At 66.5% G+C, this 20,265-nt stretch carries 24 protein-coding genes; 19 read left to right on the top strand and 5 right to left on the bottom strand.

All coding sequences use genetic code 11. The features are described from left to right. The first annotated feature begins 18 nt into the window (after window positions 1–18). The 3 genes from ACZLHH_RS07720 (at window position 19) to ACZLHH_RS07710 (ending at window position 3,150) form a co-directional block, all read left to right on the top strand. On the top strand, window positions 19–339 hold the full coding sequence (locus tag ACZLHH_RS07720; RefSeq protein ID WP_003116818.1) for a hypothetical protein: 321 nt from the start codon (window positions 19–21) through the stop codon (window positions 337–339). A gap of 89 nt (window positions 340–428) precedes the next feature. After that, window positions 429–734, top strand: coding sequence for a hypothetical protein (locus tag ACZLHH_RS07715; protein WP_003116817.1), 306 nt, complete (start codon window positions 429–431; stop codon window positions 732–734). Between the two features lie 136 nt (window positions 735–870). Further along, the gene (locus tag ACZLHH_RS07710; protein WP_013391793.1) at window positions 871–3,150 is read left to right on the top strand and encodes a helicase-related protein; all 2,280 of its coding nucleotides are present in this window, start codon (window positions 871–873) and stop codon (window positions 3,148–3,150) included. 59 nt (window positions 3,151–3,209) lie between these two features. Here ACZLHH_RS07710 and arsH read toward each other — a convergent pair whose 3' ends face one another. From arsH to ACZLHH_RS07685, 5 genes are read right to left on the bottom strand one after another with little or no spacing between them, the layout of a single operon-like run. Further along, window positions 3,210–3,932, bottom strand: coding sequence for an arsenical resistance protein ArsH (arsH, locus tag ACZLHH_RS07705; RefSeq protein ID WP_013391794.1), 723 nt, complete (start codon window positions 3,930–3,932; stop codon window positions 3,210–3,212). Next, window positions 3,925–4,347: an arsenate reductase (glutaredoxin) gene (arsC, locus tag ACZLHH_RS07700; protein ID WP_013391795.1), complete on the bottom strand. Its 423-nt coding sequence runs from the start codon at window positions 4,345–4,347 to the stop codon at window positions 3,925–3,927. Before arsC ends, arsH begins: the two co-directional genes overlap by 8 nt. 16 nt (window positions 4,348–4,363) lie before the next feature. Beyond that, window positions 4,364–5,395, bottom strand: coding sequence for an ACR3 family arsenite efflux transporter (gene arsB / locus ACZLHH_RS07695; RefSeq protein ID WP_425483440.1), 1,032 nt, complete (start codon window positions 5,393–5,395; stop codon window positions 4,364–4,366). 55 nt (window positions 5,396–5,450) lie between these two features. Then, window positions 5,451–5,945: an arsenate reductase ArsC gene (locus ACZLHH_RS07690; protein WP_013391797.1), complete on the bottom strand. Its 495-nt coding sequence runs from the start codon at window positions 5,943–5,945 to the stop codon at window positions 5,451–5,453. Between the two features lie 2 nt (window positions 5,946–5,947). Beyond that, on the bottom strand, window positions 5,948–6,268 hold the full coding sequence (locus ACZLHH_RS07685) for an ArsR/SmtB family transcription factor (protein ID WP_016445103.1): 321 nt from the start codon (window positions 6,266–6,268) through the stop codon (window positions 5,948–5,950). Window positions 6,269–6,436: 168 nt separating this feature from the next. Between ACZLHH_RS07685 and pilL2 the strand changes: the two genes are divergently transcribed. From pilL2 to ACZLHH_RS07605, 16 genes are all read left to right on the top strand, one after another. Continuing rightward, window positions 6,437–7,003, top strand: coding sequence for a PFGI-1 class ICE element type IV pilus protein PilL2 (gene pilL2, locus ACZLHH_RS07680; RefSeq protein ID WP_016445102.1), 567 nt, complete (start codon window positions 6,437–6,439; stop codon window positions 7,001–7,003). After that, a complete protein-coding gene (locus ACZLHH_RS07675; protein ID WP_013391800.1) occupies window positions 7,000–7,644 on the top strand; it encodes a hypothetical protein in 645 nt (214 codons plus the stop codon). The genes pilL2 and ACZLHH_RS07675 overlap by 4 nt, the downstream gene beginning before the upstream one ends. A 14-nt stretch (window positions 7,645–7,658) precedes the next feature. Further along, complete coding sequence (locus ACZLHH_RS07670; protein WP_013391801.1) at window positions 7,659–8,384, top strand: TIGR03759 family integrating conjugative element protein; 726 nt, start codon at window positions 7,659–7,661, stop codon at window positions 8,382–8,384. After that, window positions 8,366–8,956, top strand: coding sequence for a transglycosylase SLT domain-containing protein (locus ACZLHH_RS07665; RefSeq protein WP_013391802.1), 591 nt, complete (start codon window positions 8,366–8,368; stop codon window positions 8,954–8,956). The genes ACZLHH_RS07670 and ACZLHH_RS07665 overlap by 19 nt, the downstream gene beginning before the upstream one ends. Next, window positions 8,953–9,492 carry an integrating conjugative element protein gene (locus ACZLHH_RS07660; protein ID WP_013391803.1) on the top strand — a complete coding sequence of 180 codons (540 nt, stop codon included), beginning with the start codon at window positions 8,953–8,955 and terminating at the stop codon, window positions 9,490–9,492. The genes ACZLHH_RS07665 and ACZLHH_RS07660 overlap by 4 nt, the downstream gene beginning before the upstream one ends. A gap of 4 nt (window positions 9,493–9,496) precedes the next feature. Then, the gene (gene traD, locus ACZLHH_RS07655; RefSeq protein WP_013391804.1) at window positions 9,497–11,686 is read left to right on the top strand and encodes a type IV conjugative transfer system coupling protein TraD; all 2,190 of its coding nucleotides are present in this window, start codon (window positions 9,497–9,499) and stop codon (window positions 11,684–11,686) included. Then, entirely contained in the window at window positions 11,683–12,432 is a 750-nt protein-coding gene (locus ACZLHH_RS07650) for a TIGR03747 family integrating conjugative element membrane protein (RefSeq protein WP_013391805.1), read from the top strand. Before traD ends, ACZLHH_RS07650 begins: the two co-directional genes overlap by 4 nt. Window positions 12,433–12,530: 98 nt before the next feature. Continuing rightward, entirely contained in the window at window positions 12,531–12,914 is a 384-nt protein-coding gene (locus ACZLHH_RS07645) for an integrative conjugative element protein, RAQPRD family (RefSeq protein ID WP_013391806.1), read from the top strand. Then, a complete protein-coding gene (locus ACZLHH_RS07640) occupies window positions 12,911–13,144 on the top strand; it encodes a TIGR03758 family integrating conjugative element protein (protein WP_003050225.1) in 234 nt (77 codons plus the stop codon). Before ACZLHH_RS07645 ends, ACZLHH_RS07640 begins: the two co-directional genes overlap by 4 nt. Window positions 13,145–13,160: 16 nt before the next feature. Beyond that, on the top strand, window positions 13,161–13,520 hold the full coding sequence (locus tag ACZLHH_RS07635; RefSeq protein WP_003090173.1) for a TIGR03745 family integrating conjugative element membrane protein: 360 nt from the start codon (window positions 13,161–13,163) through the stop codon (window positions 13,518–13,520). A gap of 11 nt (window positions 13,521–13,531) precedes the next feature. Next, window positions 13,532–13,930 carry a TIGR03750 family conjugal transfer protein gene (locus tag ACZLHH_RS07630; protein ID WP_003050133.1) on the top strand — a complete coding sequence of 133 codons (399 nt, stop codon included), beginning with the start codon at window positions 13,532–13,534 and terminating at the stop codon, window positions 13,928–13,930. Then, window positions 13,927–14,619, top strand: a complete 693-nt coding sequence (locus tag ACZLHH_RS07625; protein WP_003116810.1) for a PFL_4703 family integrating conjugative element protein — start codon at window positions 13,927–13,929, stop codon at window positions 14,617–14,619. Before ACZLHH_RS07630 ends, ACZLHH_RS07625 begins: the two co-directional genes overlap by 4 nt. Next, the gene (locus tag ACZLHH_RS07620) at window positions 14,616–15,527 is read left to right on the top strand and encodes a TIGR03749 family integrating conjugative element protein (protein WP_003116809.1); all 912 of its coding nucleotides are present in this window, start codon (window positions 14,616–14,618) and stop codon (window positions 15,525–15,527) included. Before ACZLHH_RS07625 ends, ACZLHH_RS07620 begins: the two co-directional genes overlap by 4 nt. Further along, window positions 15,517–16,935, top strand: a complete 1,419-nt coding sequence (locus tag ACZLHH_RS07615) for a TIGR03752 family integrating conjugative element protein (RefSeq protein WP_003116808.1) — start codon at window positions 15,517–15,519, stop codon at window positions 16,933–16,935. The genes ACZLHH_RS07620 and ACZLHH_RS07615 overlap by 11 nt, the downstream gene beginning before the upstream one ends. Beyond that, window positions 16,916–17,365, top strand: coding sequence for a TIGR03751 family conjugal transfer lipoprotein (locus ACZLHH_RS07610; RefSeq protein ID WP_003116807.1), 450 nt, complete (start codon window positions 16,916–16,918; stop codon window positions 17,363–17,365). Before ACZLHH_RS07615 ends, ACZLHH_RS07610 begins: the two co-directional genes overlap by 20 nt. Next, entirely contained in the window at window positions 17,365–20,259 is a 2,895-nt protein-coding gene (locus ACZLHH_RS07605; protein WP_013391807.1) for a conjugative transfer ATPase, read from the top strand. The genes ACZLHH_RS07610 and ACZLHH_RS07605 overlap by 1 nt, the downstream gene beginning before the upstream one ends. The last annotated feature ends 6 nt before the right edge of the window (window positions 20,260–20,265 follow it).

Here is a 20,265-nt window from a genome sequence, read left to right as displayed (position 1 = left end):
ACTCGAAGGAGAAACACCATGATCCCCAATCCGTTCAAGCGGCCTGCGCCGCACAAGCAACCGTTGTTCGCACCGAGTACGTTGAAGTTGAGCGAGAAGGTGCATTGGCTGGCCCGGCGAGGCCTGATCGACCCCTTGGCCTATGTCCAGCGCCATGTGCGCGGGGACTGGGGCGAGATCGATGAGGCCACACGCCAAGCCAACGACGTGGCGATCCAACAGGACAACCTAATGATCTCGCAGTTCAGGATCACGCCGGACCTGGCGCTGATCGTCAAGACCAGCGAGGACCACCAGACCACGGTGGTCCAGCTTCCCGAAGAGCGGGACCTGATCTGAGGCCCCACATCGTCATCCTCATCCACCTGACGGAGCCACTTCACTCCGGCAGGGGTGTCGTGGCTCAATGACTCATCAAGGAGGAGCCCATGGCATCGCATCGCATCGAAACCTACTGCCAGCGGCTGGCGTTCCCCATCGGGGCGCTCATCTTCAGCAGAGGTGTAGACCGCCTGGTCCGCGCGGGTCGCCTGGACCCGATCCCGTACTTCAGGCGCCACACCCGTGGCGACTGGGGCGACGTCAACATCCAGCAATGGCAGACGAACAGCAGCGCGCTTCAATCGGGCGCGTCGCTGGAATCGCACTACGTGATCCATCCGGGGCTCGCCATTCGCATCGTCACCGATTCGCAGCGCTGCGCAACCGTCATCGTGCTTCCGTCCGAAGACTGAGCACGGTTCACCTGCGGGCCGCCCAGGCCAGCACCTTCAACCACCCTCAGCCACGCGTCGATTCTCTTCCCACCACGGGGCATGCCATTGCCCCGCTGGGGGTGGTGCATGCCCCATTTTTCTTTGGAGCATCACCATGTCCCTCGATCTCGAAACCACTGCCGCTGAATCCGCGCCCGTACAGGGCGAACTGCTCGACGCGGAATCTTCCCCTCTGACCCTGAGCCTTCAGGATTTTGTCGGCGAGTTCGGCGACGAACTACTCGACGCCCTCAACAGCGCTAATCCGCCGGTCTATACCGGCCAACCGCAGGCGCACCGGCAACTGGTGGTCGCCAGCCTCAAGCGCAAGCTGTTCCCAGCCCAGGCCGAAGTCGTCCACGCCGCCGCCGAGCTGCTGATCGACCGTGGCGAACGTGCTGCGATCGTCAATGGCGAGATGGGCTGCGGCAAGACGACCGTCGGCATTGCCACGGCCGCCGTGCTCAACGCCGAAGGCTATCGCCGCACTCTGGTGCTGTCGCCGCCCCACCTGGTTTACAAGTGGCGGCGCGAGATCCAGGAGACGGTGGCCGGTGCCAAGGTGTGGGTACTCAACGGGCCGGATACGCTCGTCAAGCTCATCAAGCTGCGCGAGCAGTTGGGCGTGCAGCCCACGGGCCAGGAGTTCTTCGTCCTGGGGCGCGTCAGGATGCGGATGGGCTTTCACTGGAAGCCTGTCTTCACCACGCGGCGCACCCGCCACGGCGACGTGGCGGCCTGCCCGGACTGCGGCACGGTCATCACCGACCTCGACGGCGAGCCGGTCAACCCGATCGCGCTCCAAGCCGAGGAGTGCCGCAGGAAGTGCGGCCACTGCGCCGCGCCCCTGTGGACACTGATCCGCCCGCGCAGTCTGTCCGGCAGCGACCAGTCCTCGGCCGTGCTCAAAGCCTTAAAGCGCATACCGACCATCGGAGAGGTCACCGCGCAGAAGCTGATGCAAAAGTTCGGTGACGGGTTCCTGGCGTCGATGCTCGGCGACAACATCCATGAGTTCATCAACCTCATGGATGGCAACGGCGAGCTGGTGTTTTCCGACCGTCAGGCCACGCGCATGGAACGTGCGATGGCCAACATGGAGTTCGGCTTTGGCGAGGGCGGCTATCAGCCGTCCGAGTTCATCAAACGCTACCTGCCGCAAGGCACGTTCGACCTGCTCATCGCCGATGAGGCACATGAGTACAAGAACGGGGGCAGTGCCCAGGGCCAGGCCATGGGCGTGCTGGCGGCGAAGGCTCGCAAGACCTTGCTGCTGACCGGCACGTTGATGGGCGGCTACGGGGACGACCTGTTCCACCTGCTGTTCCGAGCCCTTCCGGGGCGGATGATCGAAGACGGCTACCGCCCGACCACGAGCGGCAGCATGACCTCGGCTGCGATGGCGTTCATGCGCGATCACGGGGTGTTGAAGGACATCTACTCCGAGAGCACCGGCACGGCGCACAAGACGGCCAAGGGCACCAAGGTATCGGTGCGCACGGTCAAGGCCCCGGGGTTTGGCCCCAAGGGCGTGCTGCGCTGCATCCTGCCGTTCACGATCTTTCTCAAGCTCAAGGACATCGGTGGCAACGTCCTGCCGCCGTATGACGAGGAGTTCCGTGAAGTCGCGATGGACACGGCGCAAGCCGCGGCCTACCGCGATCTGGCGGGTCGGCTGACCGCGGAGCTGAAACAGGCTCTGGCGCGACGCGATACGACCTTGCTGGGTGTGGTCCTCAACGTGCTGCTGGCCTGGCCGGATTGCTGCTTCCGGTCGGAGACCGTGGTGCATCCGCGCACGCGCAACACCTTGGCGTTTGTCCCGGCTCAGTTCAACGAGTTCGAGATCAGCCCCAAGGAGCGTGAGCTGATCGACATCTGCAAAGCGGAGAAGGCGCAGGGCCGCAAGGTTCTGGCCTACACGGTCTATACCGGCACGCGGGACACCACGTCGCGCCTGAAGGTGCTGCTGGAGCAAGAAGGCTTCAAGGTGGCGGTGCTGCGCGCAAGCGTGGATGCCAGCCGCCGCGAAGACTGGATCGCTGAGCAACTGGATCGTGGCATCGACGTGCTCATCACCAATCCCGAGCTGGTCAAGACGGGATTGGACTTGCTGGAGTTTCCGACGATCGTGTTCATGCAGTCGGGCTACAACGTGTACTCGCTCCAGCAGGCGGCACGCCGCTCCTGGCGCATCGGGCAGAAGTTGCCGGTGCGCGTGATCTACCTCGGCTACGCCGGTTCTTCGCAGATGACCTGCCTGGAACTGATGGCCAAGAAGATCATGGTCTCGCAGTCCACCTCGGGCGACGTGCCCGAATCGGGGCTGGATGTCCTGAACCAGGATGGTGATTCCGTCGAGGTCGCACTGGCCCGGCAACTGGTCGCCGCCTGAACTTCACGCAATGCCGACGACCGAGAGGTCGTCGGCTCTTTTTTCAGCGCCTCGCAGCGTCAAATTGCACCTTGCCGTACACGCCTGGACAGTGATTCAGCGCTTTCCTTGCGCTCGCTGTAACGATCCACCAGATACGGCGCCACGTCGCGCGTGAGCAGCGTGAACTTCATCAGTTCTTCCATCACGTCCACCACGCGGTCGTAGTAGGCCGAGGGCTTCATGCGTCCGGCCTCGTCGAACTCCTGGTACGCCTTGGCGACCGAGGACTGGTTCGGGATGGTCAGCATCCGCATCCAGCGGCCCAGCACGCGCATCTGGTTGACGGCGTTGAACGACTGCGAGCCGCCCGATACCTGCATCACCGCCAGCGTCTTGCCCTGGGTCGGGCGCACCGCGCCGACCGACAGCGGAATCCAGTCGATTTGGGTCTTCATCAGGCCGGTCATCGCGCCGTGGCGCTCCGGCGAACTCCACACCATGCCCTCGGCCCATTGCACCAGTTCGTGCAGTTCCTTGACCTTCGGGTGATCGGCCGGCGCATCGTCCACCAGAGGCAGCCCGGACGGATTGAACAATCGGGTCTCGCCGCCCAGCGCCCGCAAGATGCGTGCGGCTTCTTCGGCTGCGAGGCGGCTGAACGAGCGTTCGCGCAGCGAACCATAGAGCAGCAGGAAGCGCGGCGCGTGCGTGGCCCGTGCCGGCGCGAACAGATGTTCGGTGTCCGGTTGCTGGAACAGCGCCGTGTCGATGTTCGGCAGGTCGAGACGAGATTCAGACACGGCGGCCGTCCTGATCGACCACCGGCTCGCCGTCTTCCTTGTTGAACGCGCCGCGCTGCGGCTGCGGCAGCAGGTCGAGCACGGCTTCCGAAGGCCGGCACAGGCGCGTGCCTAGCGGCGTGACCACGATAGGCCGGTTGATGAGGATGGGATGCTGGAGCATGAAGCCGATCAGGTCGTCGTCGCTCCACTTCGGGTTGCCCAGGTCGAGGTCGGCATAGGGCGTGCCTTTCTCGCGCAGCACGTCTCGCACCGGCACGCCCATCGCCGCGATCAGCGCCTGGAGCGTGTCGCGGTCGGGCGGCGTTTTCAGGTACTCGATGATGGTCGGTTCCTCGCCGCTGTTGCGGATCAGGCCCAGCACGTTGCGCGAGGTGCCGCAGGCTGGGTTGTGGTAGATCGTGATGGTGCTCATGGATGCCTCTTGGAGGTTACGAAGTGGTCGCGCGGCGTTCGTACCAGCCGCGTGAGCGATTGACCACGCGCACCACCAGCAGCATGACCGGCACCTCGATGAGCACGCCGACCACTGTTGCGAGTGCTGCGCCGGAATGGAAGCCGAACAGGCTGATGGCGGCGGCCACGGCCAGCTCGAAGAAGTTGCTGGCACCAATCAACGCGGATGGCCCAGCGACGCAGTGCTTTTCGCCCACCTGGCGGTTGAGCCAGTACGCCAGACCGGAATTGAAGAACACCTGGATCAGGATCGGCACCGCCAGCATGGCGATCACCAGCGGCTGCCGGATGATGGCCTCGCCCTGGAAGGCGAACAGCAGCACCAGCGTCAGCAACAGCGCGGCGATGGACAATGGGCCGATGCGTTCCAGTGCCCTGTCGAACACGGCCTGCCCCTTGCGCAGCAGCGCCCGGCGCCAGAGCTGGGCCAGGATGACCGGAATGACGATGTACAAACCCACCGACACCAGCAAGGTGTCCCACGGCACCGTGATCGACGACAGGCCCAGCAGCAGGCCGACGATGGGTGCGAAGGCGAACACCATGATGGTGTCGTTCAAGGCCACTTGCGACAGCGTAAATACCGGATCACCGCCAGTCAGCCGACTCCAAACGAAAACCATTGCGGTACACGGTGCAGCAGCCAGCAGGATCAGGCCGGCGATATAGCTGTCGAGCTGATCGGCGGGCAGCCAGTCGGCAAAGACGTGGCGGATGAAGATCCACGCCAGCAACGCCATTGAGAACGGCTTGACGGCCCAATTGATGAACAGCGTGACCCCCATGCCCCGCCAATGCTGGCGCACCTGGCCAAGCGCGGCGAAGTCCACCTTCAGCAGCATGGGGATGATCATTACCCAGATCAGCAGGCCGACCGGCAGGTTGACCTTGGCAATCTCCATGCGGCCGATGGCCTGGAATGCGGCGGGCGCGAACTGGCCCAGAGCGATCCCCGCGATGATGCACACCGCCACCCATAGCGTCAGGTAACGCTCAAAGCCGCTCATGGCGGAGTTTGCTGGCGCGGGGCCGGCAGTATCGGTTGCGCTCATCGGGCGGGCCTCACTGGCGGCCGATGTCGCGCAGTTCACGCTGCAACGACATGGCATCGAGACTCTTGATCGGAAGCGACAGGAACAACTCGATACGTCGGCGCAGCGTCATGGCGGTATCGAAGAACGCCTTGCTTTGTCGTTCCAGGGTGCCTTCCACGGCTGCCGGGTCAGGCACGCCCCAATGCGCCGACACCGGCTTGCCCGGCCACAGCGGACACGCCTCGCCGGCTGCGTTGTCGCAGACGGTGAAGATGAAATCGAACACCGGCGCATCGGGCTTCACGAACTCGTCCCAGCTCTTGCTGCGGTAGCCCGTTGTCGGAAGGTGCAGCCGCTCCAGCGTGGCGAGTGCCAGCGGGTGAACTTCGCCTTTCGGATGGCTACCTGCCGACCAGGCGTGAAACCGCCCTTGGCCCATGTCGTTGAGGATGCCTTCGGCGAGGATGGAGCGGGCCGAATTGCCCGTACAGATGAACAAGGCGTTGTAAGTGGTATCGGTCATGGTCAGCAGCAGGTCTTGGATGGAGAAACCTCGCATACGCCACCTTGGCAGCAATGCTCGGTCAGGTAACCGATCAGACCGTCCATGCGGCCGTACTCGGCGCGATAAATCAGGTTGCGGCCCTGCTGCTCGATGCTGACGAGGCCAGCATGGGCCAGTTCCTTCAAGTGGAAGGACAAGGTGTTGCGGGCCACGTCGAGCTGGTCAGCTAGCGTGCTCGGCGTCAGTCCGCCCGGGCCAGCAACGACCAAGGCGCGGAACACGCGCAGGCGCTGGGTGTGAGCCAGGGCGTTTAAGGCGGAAATGGCTTGATCCTCTTTCATGATTCGATAATACAACATTTATAGAATTAATGTGCAAACCACAGTTGGATTTGCGGGTTGCGCTATGTGTTGGACTGCAAAAGCGGGCACCCCCCAGTTCGCATTTCTGACTGACCGCGCAGCCGCGCGCAGCCAAGGTATCGGCATCGCAACAGAAGAGCCGATGCCATGCCTGCAATCCATGTATCCCGGTGTCTGGTCGGTACCAGCCTCCTGGCCGCAGCCTTGGCCAGCGGCTGCGCGACCACGCCACCGCCGCTGGCCGCCAGCACCGTCGAGGACGTCCCACCCGCGCCCGAGGCTGCACCGCCCGAGTTCATTCCCGTCGTGCGCTATGGCCGCTACACCCTGGTGGAGCTGGCGCCGATGGCGGCGCAGCGCGATCTGCTGGTGCAGACCATCGACGTGTCCATGCCCAAGGAGGTCCGCGCCACGGTCGGCGACGGGCTGCGGCATGTGCTCAAACGCAGCGGCTACCAGCTTTGCGAGACCCCGCATGCGGTGATCGAGCTGTACGCGCTGCCGCTGCCGGCGGCGCACTTGCATCTCGGCCCCATGACCTTGCGCGATGCACTGCTCACCCTGGCCGGTCCGGCTTGGGAACTGCACGCCGATGACCGGACGCGGCAGGTCTGCTTCGAGCGGCCTGGTCGCGACACCGGTGCCGAGCCGGTGTCCGAGCCGCCTGCTGCCGAGGCCGTGCAGACGTTCCCCTTTGCGGGAGGCCAGCCATGAACGCGGCACAGCCGCTCCGGCGCCCGACCGCCGCCGTGGTGTTGCAAAGCCTGCTCTGGCTTTGGCTGCTGGGTCTCAGTGTCTTCGCGATCCTGGGCCACCAGACGATGACCGATCAGGCCGACCAGCAGCAGCTCGATGTCCGGTTGCAGCGCCTCGAAGCCCAGGTGACCGGGCTGGCCGAGACCACGCGGGCCTTGCAGCAGCAGCCCGCAGCCGCCACCGCCGCAGGCCTGCAAGACGCTCGGCAGGCAATGGAGGCGCGCATCGTTCAAGCCGAACAGGCGCTGGGTGGCTATGCCACCGCCGAGGACGTTCAGGCGCTGCGTACCGAAGTCGAGCAGATCAAGGTGCGCCAAGCGACTGCGCGTGCAGCGGCGCCTACCCAGCGGCGCACCCCGAGCCAACCGGCCACCGCCAAGTCCGAACCGCCGCCGCTGCCATTTCGTGTCGTCGGCGCTGAGCTGCGCGCGGGTCAGCGCAGCGTGTCCGTCGCCCCGAGTGCCGGAGATTTCACGCCCGATCAGCTCCAGGTGCTGCTGCCGGGTGATGCGCTGGGTCCGTGGCGCCTGCAGGCGATCGAGGGCAATGCCGCGGTGTTCCAGGCCGGCGACCAGACCCGTCGCGTGGCGATTCCTTGACCGGAGCCCACCACATGAAGCCGTCGATCATCCTGTACGCGTTCCTGCTGGGCTCCATGCAGTTGCCCGCCTGGGCGCAGCAGCCCGCCACGACCCCCGCCCGCAATGCGCAGAGCCAGGAGCGCCCGCTGGCCGCCCGCATCCTGGACGACCGGGTGGCAGGCGAATGGGGCCTGCAACCGCAGGAATGGGCGCGCTATCGCGACTTGATGGATGGGCCGCTGGGCATCTACTCGCCAAATCTGGACCCGCTGTCCGCCCTGGGCATCGAGGCGCGCACCGACGAAGAACGGCGGCGCTACGCAGAGCTGCAGGTGCAAGTCGAAGCGCGCCGCGTGGAGAAGCTGCTCGCGTACCAGCGCGCCTACGACGAGGCCTGGCAGCGCCTGAACCCCGGCATGCAGCGGGTGAACCTGTCTGACGAGAGGCCAGGCGCCGCCGCTGCGCGGGGCAGCGGTCGCACGGCAGTGTTCATCAAGGACGGCTGCGCGGCTTGCGGGCAACTCGTCCAACGCCTGCAATCCTCGGGTGCCGAGTTCGACCTTTACATGGTCGGCAGCCGCCAGGACGATGCGCGCATCCGCGACTGGGCCAAGCGCGCCCAGATCGACCCGGCCCGGGTGCGCAGCGGCGGCATCACGCTCAACCACGACGGCGGCCGCTGGCTGTCGCTGAGCCTGCCCGGCGATTTGCCTGCGGTTGTGCGCGAAGTGAACGGCCAATGGCAACGCCAGCCGTAACGGCGCTGCTGCGCGCACTGGCGCTCACTGCGGGCCTGTTCGCCTGCGCCGCCCATGCCCAGGAGGTTCCGCCACCGGCCTACCAGCTTGCCGCACAGCGCGCGGGCATTCCCTCGACGGTGCTCTACGCCGTGGCCTTGCAGGAGAGCGGCATGCGACGCAATGGACGCATCGTCCCATGGCCGTGGACCCTGAATGTCGCCGGCCAGTCGCGGCGCTTCGCCACCCGTGCCGATGCCTGCGCCGGTTTGCAGCAGGCGATGCGATCTACGCCACCCACGCGCATCGACGCGGGCCTGGGCCAGATCAACCTGGGCTACCACCCGCACCGCTACACCCATGCCTGCGACTTGTTGGACCCGTACCGCAATCTCGCCAGCGCCGCCGAGATCCTCAAGGAGCAGTACACCCCCGGTGAAGACTGGCTGCTGGCCATGGGCCGCTACCACCGGCCCGCGGGCGGTGAGCCTGCCGCCCGCTATCGACGCAGCGTATCCCGACACCTCGCCCGCGTGCAGGGCACGCACTCAATCGCCACGGCGCGAGCCGTGCGTCAGGAGTCGACCCCATGACGAAACCGCTCTGGACCCTGCGGGGCCTGCTCGCGCTGCTGGCGGCGCTGCCGTTGGTCGCGCATGCCGCCGAACCGCTGATCGTGGTCGAGGACCGCGGCGGCGCGTCGGCGCTGCCGTACTACGAAGCGCTTAACCTGCAGCCACGCGCCAACAGCGCGTTGCGGCCTCCCATTCCGACGCCGCAGATTCCCGCCACCCCCGCTGACGAGGCAGCGATGCTGCCGGTACGCAGCGCGAAGCTGATGCCCGGCTTCGTCGCGCGGCGCGTGATCGAGGCACCGGGCCTGCGGCCTTTCGTGGTCATCGGCGACGATGAGACCTCGCAAGCCTGGCTGCGCCGTCACGCGGCGTCGCTGCACGACCGCGGCGCGGTCGGCCTGGTGGTCAATGTCGAGACCGCGCAGGCTTTGGCGCGGTTGCGCGCACTGGCGCCTGGCGTGCCGATGGCCCCCGTGGCCGGCGATGATCTGGCCGAACGCCTGGGCCTGCGGCACTACCCGGCGCTGATCACGGCGACCGGCATCGAGCAATGAGGCCATGTCGGGGAAACAGCCCGTCGAAGTCCTGTTGCGCCCAGCGGTGGAGCTATACACCGTCGCGGCATGTGCGGGCGCCGCGTTTCTGTCCCTGGTGGCCCCGTGGTCGCTCGCGCTGAGCCCAGCCATGGGCGTCGGTGCCGCACTGGCGTTCGGCGCCTATGGCGCGATCCGCTACCGCGATGCGCGGGTGATCCTGCGCTACCGCCGCAACATCCGGCGCCTGCCGCGCTACGTGATGACGAGCAGGGACGTGCCGGTCAGCCAGCAGCGCCTGTTCGTGGGGCGCGGTTTCCTGTGGGAACAGAAGCACACCCACAGGCTGATGCAGACGTACCGGCCGGAATTTCGCCGCTACGTCGAGCCAACACCGGCATACCGGCTGGCGCGACGCCTGGAGGAGCGGCTGGAGTTCGCACCGTTTCCACTGTCTCGCCTCGTACGGCTCACGGGCTGGGATGTGTCATTCAACCCCGTGCGGCCACTGCCACCGGTAGGCGGCCTGCCGCGATTGCACGGCATCGAACCCGACGAGGTCGACGTCAGCCTGCCACTGGGTGAGCGCGTCGGCCATTCGCTGGTGCTGGGCACCACGCGCGTGGGGAAGACGCGGCTGGCCGAGTTGTTCGTCACCCAGGACATCCGTCGCACGAATGCAGACGGTGAGCATGAGGTCGTGATCGTCATCGACCCCAAGGGCGACGCGGATCTCTTGAAACGCATGTACGTCGAAGCCAAGCGAGCGGGTCGCGAGGGCGAGTTCTACGTCTTTCACCTCGGCTGGCCCGAGTTCTCTGCACGCTACAACGCGGTGGGGCGCTTCGGACGCATCAGTGAAGTCGCCACGCGCATTGCCGGGCAACTCTCCGGCGAGGGCAACAGTGCAGCGTTCCGCGAGTTCGCATGGCGCTTCGTCAACATCATTGCGCGCGCATTGGTGGAACTGGGGCAGCGCCCGGACTACATGCTGATCCAGCGGCACGTAATCAACATCGACGCGCTGTTCATGGAGTACGCCCAACACTACTTCGCCAAGACCGAGCCCAAGACCTGGGAGGTGATCGTCCAGATCGAGGCCAAGCTCAACGAGAAGAACATCCCAAGGAACATGATCGGGCGCGAGAAGCGTGTGGTGGCGCTGGAGCAATACCTCTCCCAGGCGCGCAACTACGACCCTGTGCTCGATGGCCTGCGCTCGGCGGTGCGCTACGACAAGACCTACTTCGACAAGATCGTTGCATCGCTGCTGCCGCTGCTGGAAAAGCTCACCAGCGGCAAGATCGCCCAACTCCTGGCGCCGAATTACTCCGACCTGTCTGACGCGCGCCCGATCTTCGACTGGATGCAAGTCATCAGGAAGCGCGCCGTGGTCTATGTCGGCCTGGATGCGCTGTCGGATGCTGAAGTCGCCGCGGCGGTCGGCAACTCCATGTTCTCCGACCTGGTGTCGGTAGCCGGGCACATCTACAAGCACGGGATCGACGACGGCCTGCCGGGTGCCTCGGCTGGCACGCGCATTCCCATCAACGTCCATGCCGACGAGTTCAACGAACTGATGGGCGACGAGTTCATCCCCCTTATCAACAAGGGCGGCGGTGCCGGGCTGCAGGTGACCGCGTATACGCAGACGCTCTCGGACATCGAGGCCCGCATCGGCAACCGCGCGAAGGCCGGCCAGGTGATCGGCAACTTCAACAACCTGTTCATGCTGCGGGTTCGGGAAACCGCCACCGCGGAATTGTTGACCCGTCAATTGCCCAAGGTGGAGGTCTATACCACCACCATCGTCTCCGGCGCGACCGATGCCTCGGACATCCGCGGGACGACGGACTTCACCAGCAACACGCAAGACCGCATCAGCATGTCGAGCGTGCCGATGATCGAGCCATCCCACGTCGTCGGCCTGCCCAAAGGCCAATGCTTCGCGCTGCTGCAGGGTGGTCAGCTCTGGAAGGTCCGGATGCCACTGCCAGCGCCTGACCCCGATGAAGTGATGCCGGCGGACTTGCAGCAACTGGCTGGGTACATGCGTCAGAGCTACAGCGAGGCCACGCAATGGTGGGAGTTCACCAGTTCCCCAGCCTTGCAGGAGGCTGCCTTGCCCGACGACCTGCTGGATGACGCCGCTCCGGCCGAGCCTGACGCGGTGGCCACCGGCGCCGACGACAGCACCGGCGAGGCCGCACCATGAAGGATGCCGCCTCGACCGCGCAGCGGGAGCAGAACCAGCGCCAGGGGCTGATCGTCGGCACCATCACCTTGCCGTTCAGGCTGCTCGGGGTGCTGATCGGTTCGCTGCTGTTCTCGATCGTGGTGGAGTGCGTCGGCATGCACCTGTTCTGGAAGGACCAGGGCTGGCGCCACTCCCAGCAGATGCTGCAGTACGAACTCGGGCACCTGTCGAACCACTTCACGCGCAGCGTGGTGGTGCAGGAGCCCGGGCGCACGGCGCACGAGCTGGTGGATACCGGGTACGGGTGGGTGTTCGTGCGCTCGGGGTTGCTGGAGCGCATGAGCCAGACCGCCGAGCGCGCCCGTGCGCCCAGCCGCGAGCCGACGCGCAACTTCCGCTATTACATCAGCCAGGCCTATGTCTGGGCCGAGAGCTACCTGATCGCCGCGGCCTTCACGACGCTCACGTTCCTCGTGCGCCTGCTGGTCCTGGTGCTCACGCTGCCGCTGATCCTCACTGCGGCATTCGTCGGCCTGATCGACGGCCTGGTGCGGCGGGACGTGCGGCGGTTCGGCGCGGGCCGGGAATCCGGCTTCATCTACCACCGCGCGAAAGCGAGCCTGATGCCGCTGGCCGTGCTGCCCTGGATCACCTACCTCGCGCTGCCGATCTCGGTGCATCCGCTGCTGATCCTGCTGCCCAGCGCAGCCTTGCTGGGACTGGCCGTGAGCCTGACCGCGGGCAGCTTCAAAAAGTACCTCTAGGCCATCAATCCGGTCGCTTCCGGGTTCCTATTGTTTGCGGCCTGAAACAGCCCTGATCTCCACGATCAACCCATTGCTGATCACACAGGAATGGCGCGATGTTGGCTTCGATCTGGCTGCGCGCCGCGCATCGCGGCGTGCCCACTTTTCTCGTGACGGCCCTCGTGCTGGGCCGGTCCCCGATGGCCTTGGCCGAGTCCCCGGCGCAGCGCCAGGAGTTGGTCGCCGCGCTGCGCCAGCTCGACGCGCTGGAACGCACCGTCGCGGACAGCGCCGCGCATACCCCCATCACACCGGGCGAGCGCTACCACTTCGATTACCCGCGGCTCCAGGCTGACTTGGCGCGCGTGCGCGCCGGCATCCAATTTCACCTGACGCCATCGCGCGCTCAACCGCGCGCCCCCTCCGAACTGGCCGGCGAATACCGCACCGAACGGGCGACCGAGCCGCTGCCGGCGACGACTGCGGAGGGCAAGCAATGAACGGCGCCCAGGTCTCGGCATTTCAAGCCAACAGCGGTATCGCGCCTTCCGCGATGGCGACCGTTCTGGTCGGCGTCGTGTTCGCGGTCCTGCTCGTGTGGGGCGTCTGGGCCATCCGAACGGCCTACGTGGGGTGGTCCGAGAGCCGCCTCAACCAGCGCCAGTTCCTCGGCGTCTGCATCCGCTTCGTCGCGATGTACCTCGTCCTGAGTTTCTTCCTTCTGTCCTGACCTGAAAGGCCCGACCATGCACAACCGCAACCTCACTTCCCGTTTTGCCCAGCGCGCCGCCGTGGCCCTGGGCGCCGCCGCGCTGCCGGCGCTGTCGTTCGCGCAAGGTCTGCCGCAATTGGAGAACCCCACGCGCGGCACCGGCAACGGCATCATGGAGACGATCCGCAACTACGGCTACGACATCATCATGCTCGTGGCCCTGCTGGTGGTGGCGTCGATGTTCATCGGCGTCTGCTACCACGCCTACGGGACCTACGCGGAGATCCACACCGGCCGCAAGACGTGGGGCCAGTTCGGCCTCACGGTCGCTATCGGCGCCGTGCTGCTTGTGATCGGCATCTGGCTGCTCACCGAAGCCACCGGCATCCTGTAAGCGAGGCCGGTATGTCCGAGCAGCAGCACGTCCGTGCGGACGGAACGGTCACCTTCCTTCCGCACCGGCTCAACCGCCATCCCGTTGTGGTGCGCGGCCTCACCGCTGACGAACTCTGGATTTGCTGCGGCCTGTCCGGTGCCGCCGGCCTGCTGGTCGGCGCGCCGCTGTCCTGGGTGTTCCGCACGATCGCGCTGGCGCCGACCTTCGTCGTCCTGGGCGTGGCGCTCGGCGTCTTCATCGGCGGCGGCATCCTGCGCCGCCTCAAGCGTGGGCGTCCCGACACCTGGCTGTATCGGCAACTGCAATGGCGCATCGCCACGCGCCATCCGCTGATGGCCGGCTGGGTGGGTGGCCATGTGCTGATCTCGCGCTCGGGCTTCTGGTCCACCCGCAGGAGCATGCGATGAGCCGCTTCAAAAACGAGATCACCCACCTGCAGGCGCACATCAAGACCTTGCGGCTGGCCGCGGGCGCGCTGGTCGTCGTCGCCCTGGTCATGGGCGGCGGCTGGTGGAGCGCGCCGCGCGACCTGACCATCCACGTCCCGCCCGACCTGCGCTCTGGCAGTACCCGCAAGTGGTGGGAAGTGCCGCCCGAATCGGTCTATGCGTTCACGTTCTACGTGTTCCAGACGCTGAACCGCTGGCCAACCAATGGCGAGGAAGACTACTCGCGCAACCTCCACACGCTCTCGCCGTACCTCACCCCGTCCTGCCAGGCCTTCCTGCGGGCGGACTATGACTACCGCCGCTCCACGGGCGAGCTGCGTCAGCGCGTGCGCGGCATCTACGAGATTCCCGGCCGCGGCTATGGCGACGACCCCACGGCGCGCGTGCGCACCGTGTCCGATCGCGACTGGGTGGTGACGCTGGACATCACGGCGGACGAGTACTACGGCGCCGAGCAGGTCAAGCGCGCCCTGGTGCGCTATCCGATCAAGGTCACGCGGGTGGACGTCGATCCCGCCCGTAACCCGTTCGGCCTGGCGCTGGACTGCTACGACGGCGCGCCCCAGCGCATCAGTGCACCGGAGCCGACGCGCCCGGCGCCGAGTGGCCTGTCTCCGCAAGCGCCTCAAGGAGGAAACACCCCATGAAGCACCCTGTACTCGCGCTGCTGGGGCTACTGGCCGTGGCCGCGGCACCCGTCGCCCATGCAGTGGAAATCCTGCGCTGGGAACGCATGCCACTGGCAGTGCCGCTGAAGGTCGGTCAGGAACGCATCGTGTTCATCGACCGCAACGTGCGCGTGGGCGTGCCCGCGGGCGTGGGCGAACGCCTGCGCGTGCAGAGTGCGGGGGGCGCGGTGTACCTGCGCGCCAGCGAGCCGATCGAGCCCACGCGGTTGCAACTGCAGGACGCCGACACGGGCGCGCTGATCCTGCTGGACATCGCAGCCGAACCACCCAAGGACGGGGAAGCCGAGCTGGAGCCGGTGCGCATCGTCGAGGGTGACAGCGCACCGGGACGCTATGGCGAGCAGGCCGACAGTGCCGAGGCCCCGGCACGCGCCCAGGGCCAAGCAGGTGCGCGGACCGCGCGGCGCGAAACTCCGGTCCCTGTCGTGCTGACGCGCTTCGCCGCGCAGAACCTCTACGCACCGCTGCGCACCGTCGAGCCGCTTCCGGGCGTCATGCGGGTCAACCTGCCCCGCGACCTCGACCTGGACACACTGATGCCAACGCTGCCCGTGCGCGCGGTCGCACTCGCGTCGTGGCGCCTGGAGGACCAGTGGGTCACTGCCGTGCGCCTAACCAACGGCAGCGGCGGCTGGATCACGCTCGACCCGCGCGTGCTGCAAGGCGATTTCCTCACCGCCACCTTCCAGCACGAGGCGCTGGGCCCGCGCGGCACGCCCGAGGACACGACCGTCCTGTACCTGGTCACGCGCGGCCGCGGTCTCGCGCAGTCGCTGCTGCCGGCGATTCACCGCTTCGACCCGGCCGTGCATCTGCCGCAGCCGGACGGCGACGAGAACACCAAGGAGGCCCGCCATGCGCAGTAACGGCCTGCTCAAGTGGCTGATGATCCCTGTTGCCATCCTGGTGCTGTTCGTCGGTATCCGGCTGTTCTCGGGTGGAGGCAGCACGGCGCCACCCGCGGCGGACAACGGCGCCCAGCTCACGCCCGATGAAATGAAGGCGCTGGGCATCGAAGGCGACACCCCGCGCGACACCGTGGCGACGCTCGTTGCCCAAGTGAAGCAGTTGCGCACCGAGCTTCAGACCGCGCTCTCGGACAACAAGTCGCAGCGTGAAGAGAACCAGCGACTGCGCCAGCGCGAGAACTCCATCGACCAGCGCATCAACTCGGCGCTCGAATCCGAGCGGTCCAACCTGCGCCGCGACCAAGAGCAGGCGGCCAGCGCGCGCCAGCAGACCGAAGGGCTGCTCGCCGACCTGCAGCGGCGTCTGGACAGCATCGGCGGGCGCGGCGGCGGCCATGCGGACCTGCCCGTGGGCCTGGGGCTGCAGGGCGGCGACGAGGCAGGCATGGAGGGCGGCGTGCGGTGGGTCGAGCCGGACGACGCAAAGCCCGCCGAGGGGCGCAACGGGGGGCGTGGCGCGAGCGGCGGCATGAGCTTCCCCACGAGCTTCGGCCCGGCGCAGAGCACGCTCGAAACCACTGCGGAAACCGTGGCCAACGCGGGCGCCCGCGCCGCCGGGGTCAAGAGTGCCAAGCCGGTCTACACCGTGCCGACCAACTCCACGCTCATGGGTTCGGTCGCCATGACAGCGCTGATCGGCCGCGTGCCGATCGACGGCACGGTCAACGATCCCTATCCGTTCAAAGTTCTGGTCGGGCCGGACAACCTGACCGCCAATGGCATCGACATTCCCGACGTGGCCGGCGCCGTGTTCAGCGGCACCGCTTCGGGCGACTGGACGCTCTCGTGCGTGCGCGGCCAGGTGCGCAGCATCACGTTCGTCTTCCACGACGGCACGATTCGCACGATCCCCGAAGACCGCGAGGGCAACCAGCAGAACAACCAACAGCGCGATGGCTTGGGCTGGATCAGCGATCCCCACGGCATTCCTTGCGTCAGCGGCGAGCGGCGCAGCAACGCCCAGCAATACCTCGGCTCGCAGGCCCTGATCACCGCGGCCGGCGCCGGTGTGGCCTCACTCATCGAGAGCGACAGCGGCCGCATGTCCTATGTCGGCTCGGACGGCTCCATCGGCACCGTGGGCATCACCGGCCAGGAAGCGGTCGGCCAGATTCTGGCGGGCGGCGTGCGGGACATGTCGGCCTGGGTCAACAAGTTGTACGGCCAGGCGTTCGCCGCCGTCTATGTCCAGCCCGGCGCCAAGGTTGCCGTCCACCTCGAAAAGCCGCTCGCCATCGACTTCGATCCCGAAGGCCGCAAGGTCGATCACCGCGCAGGAGAAAGCCATGCACTCGAACTTGACTAACCTGGCCCGTGGCCTGGCACTGGCCCTCGCCGTCGCGGTGCTTGGCGGCTGCGCCACCAGCAAGGAAAAGCTGCTGACCCACGGTGACCGCACGATGATGGACATCTGGCAGCAGGAGGCCGGCGACGGCGGTGGCGCAGCCGGACGGAACGCCGGCCGCCAGCTGCTCGATGCGCGCCAGAGCCTGCGTCGGCCCCTGACCGACGCCGACGTGCAGGTCGCACCCGTCGAGCAGATGCGCTACACGCGCACCGCGCGCAATGAGGTCCACCGCCAGTTCCAGCGTCTGCCCAATCCCGATCTCGTCATGTACGTGTATCCGCACCTGGCGGGCACGGACCCCGTGCCGGTGCCGGGCTACACGACGGTCTTCCCGCTCAACCAGCGCATCCAGTACGCCATGCCAGGCGAGCGCGTGGAGGCCTACTGATGCGGTGGAAACTTCCCTGGCCTAAGCCGGCCGCGCCGAAGCTGGCCGCATCCGGCGCTGGTGATGATGAGCAGCCGGACGGCTGGCAGCGCCACGTCGAGGCCTTGCGGCAGGTCGGCATCCCCGAACCCGGCTCGGCAGTCCGGGGCCGCAAGCCGGCGACGGAGGCCGACGAGCAGGCGCTGTACGACGTCGCACCGTCCTTCGTGGAACTGCTGCCCTGGGTGGAGTTCTTGCCCGAGTCGAAATCGATGCTCCTGGAGGACGGCCAATCGGTGGCCGCCTTCTTCGAGCTGGTGCCGCTGGGGACCGAGGGCCGGGAACCCGGCTGGCTCGCGCACGCCCGCGACGCCTTAGAAAACGCGCTCCAGGACAGCTTCGATGAACTGGACGAGAACCCCTGGGTGTTGCAGCTCTACGCCCAGGACGAACCGAGCTTCGACCAGTACATGCAGACGTTGCGCGACTACGTGCAGCCGCGCGCCCGTGGCACGGTGTTCACGGAGTTCTACCTGCGGTTCTTTGCCCACCATCTGCGCGCGGTGGCCAAGCCCGGTGGCTTGTTCCAGGACACGGTGGTCACACGCTTGCGCTGGCGCGGCCAGACGAGGCGTGTGCGCATGGTCGTCTATCGCCGCGTGACCGGACAAGGACAGGGCCAGGCAAACCGCCGGGGCCAGACACCCGAGCAGATGCTGAACATCGTCTGCGACCGCCTGTGCGGCGGGCTGGCGAACGCCGGCATCCAGGCTCGCCGCCTGGGTGCGGCAGACGTCCATGACTGGCTGCTGCGCTGGTTCAACCCGCGTCCGACGCTGCTCGGGCCTGGGGTCGAGGACCGGGAGCGCTTCTATGCGTTCGCGCGCTACCCCGCCGACACCGAGGCTGGCGAGATCGAACTGGCGAGCGGGCGGGATTTTAGCCAGCGGCTTTTCTTCAGCCAGCCACGCTCGGACGTGGAGCATGGCACCTGGCACTTCGACGGCATACCGCACCGTGTGTTGGTCACTGACCGGCTGCGCATGCCGCCCGGAACGGGACACCTGACTGGCGAAACCCGCAAGGGCGATGCGATCAACACGCTGTTCGATCAGATGCCCGAGGACACGACGATGTGTCTGACCATGGTGGCGACGCCCCAGGACATTCTCGAATCGCACCTGAACCACCTGGCGAAGAAGGCAGTCGGCGAAACACTGGCATCGGAGCAGACGCTCAAGGACGTGCAGGAGGCGCGCTCGCTCATCGGCAGCGCGCACAAACTCTACCGCGGCACGCTGGCCTTCTATCTGCGCGGACGCGACGAAGCCGAGCTTGACCGGCGCGGTCTGGACCTCGCCAACGTGATGCTCAACGCGGGGTTGCAGCCCGTTCGCGAGGACGATGAAGTCGCGCCGCTCAACAGCTATCTGCGCTGGCTACCGTGCTGCTACAACCCCGCGCAGGATCGGCGAAACTGGTTCACCCAACTGATGTTCGCCCAGCATGTGGCGAATCTCTCGCCGGCGTGGGGTCGCAGCCAGGGTACGGGCCATCCGGGCAACACGTTCTTCAACCGCGGTGGCGGGCCGATCACGTTTGATCCGCTGAACCGCTTAGACAGGCAGATGAATGCCCATCTATTCCTGTTCGGCCCCACCGGCTCGGGCAAGAGCGCCACGCTCAACAACCTGCTGAACCAGGTCACGGCCATCTACCGGCCGCGCCTCTTCATCGTGGAAGCCGGCAACAGCTTCGGGCTGTTCAGCGACTTCGCCAGGCGCCTGGGCCTGACGGTGAACCGGGTCAAGCTGGCCCCCGGATCGGGCATCAGCCTGGCACCGTTCGCGGATGCCCGCCGGCTGATCGAAACACCCAGCGACGTGCAGACGCTCGATGCCGATGCGTTGGACGAAGACCTGCCACCGGATGCCTCGGTCATGGAGGCAGACGAACAGCGTGACGTGTTGGGCGAGTTGGAGATCACGGCACGGCTGATGATCACCGGCGGCGAGGACAAGGAGGAAGCCCGGATGACGCGGGCCGACCGTTCGCTGATCCGCCAGTGCATCCTCGACGCCGCCGAACACTGCGTGGCTGAGAAGCGCACGGTGCTCACTCGCGACGTGCGCAACGCGCTGCGCGCCCGCGGTCAGGACTCGACGCTTCCCGAGATGCGGCGCATGCGGCTGCTGGAGATGGCGGACGCGATGGACATGTTCTGCCAAGGCACCGATGGCGAGATGTTCGACCGCGATGGCACGCCGTGGCCCGAGGCCGACATCACGCTGGTGGATCTGGCGACCTATGCCCGCGAGGGCTACAACGCGCAGCTCTCCATCGCCTACATCAGCCTGATCAGCACGGTGAACAACATCGCCGAGCGCGACCAGTACCTGGGTCGTCCGATCATCAATGTGACCGACGAAGGCCACATCATCACGAAGAACCCGTTGCTCGCGCCCTACGTCGTGAAAATTACCAAGATGTGGCGCAAATTGGGCGCCTGGTTCTGGCTGGCGACCCAGAACATCGACGACCTGCCGCGTGCCGCAGAGCCCATGCTCAACATGATTGAGTGGTGGATCTGCCTGTCGATGCCGCCCGATGAGGTCGAGAAGATTGCACGCTTCCGTGAACTCTCACCAGCGCAGAAAGCGCTGATGCTTTCTGCGCGCAAGGAGGGGGGGAAATTCACCGAGGGCGTGATCCTGTCGAAGTCGATGGAAGTGTTGTTCCGCGCGGTGCCGCCGAGCCTTTACCTCGCGCTTGCGCAGACCGAACCCGAGGAGAAGGCCGAGCGCTACCAGCTCATGCAGCAATACGGCTGCACCGAGCTGGAAGCCGCCTTCAAGGTGGCCGAGAAGATCGACCAGGCACGCGGCATCGAGTCGCCCGCCTTGGAACTGTCGTAAGCCGGA

The organism is Stenotrophomonas sp. 28608_Sma, from assembly GCF_056486185.1.
Note: the sequence above shows the minus strand (reverse complement) of the source record. Positions and strands in the feature narration are given on the sequence as shown.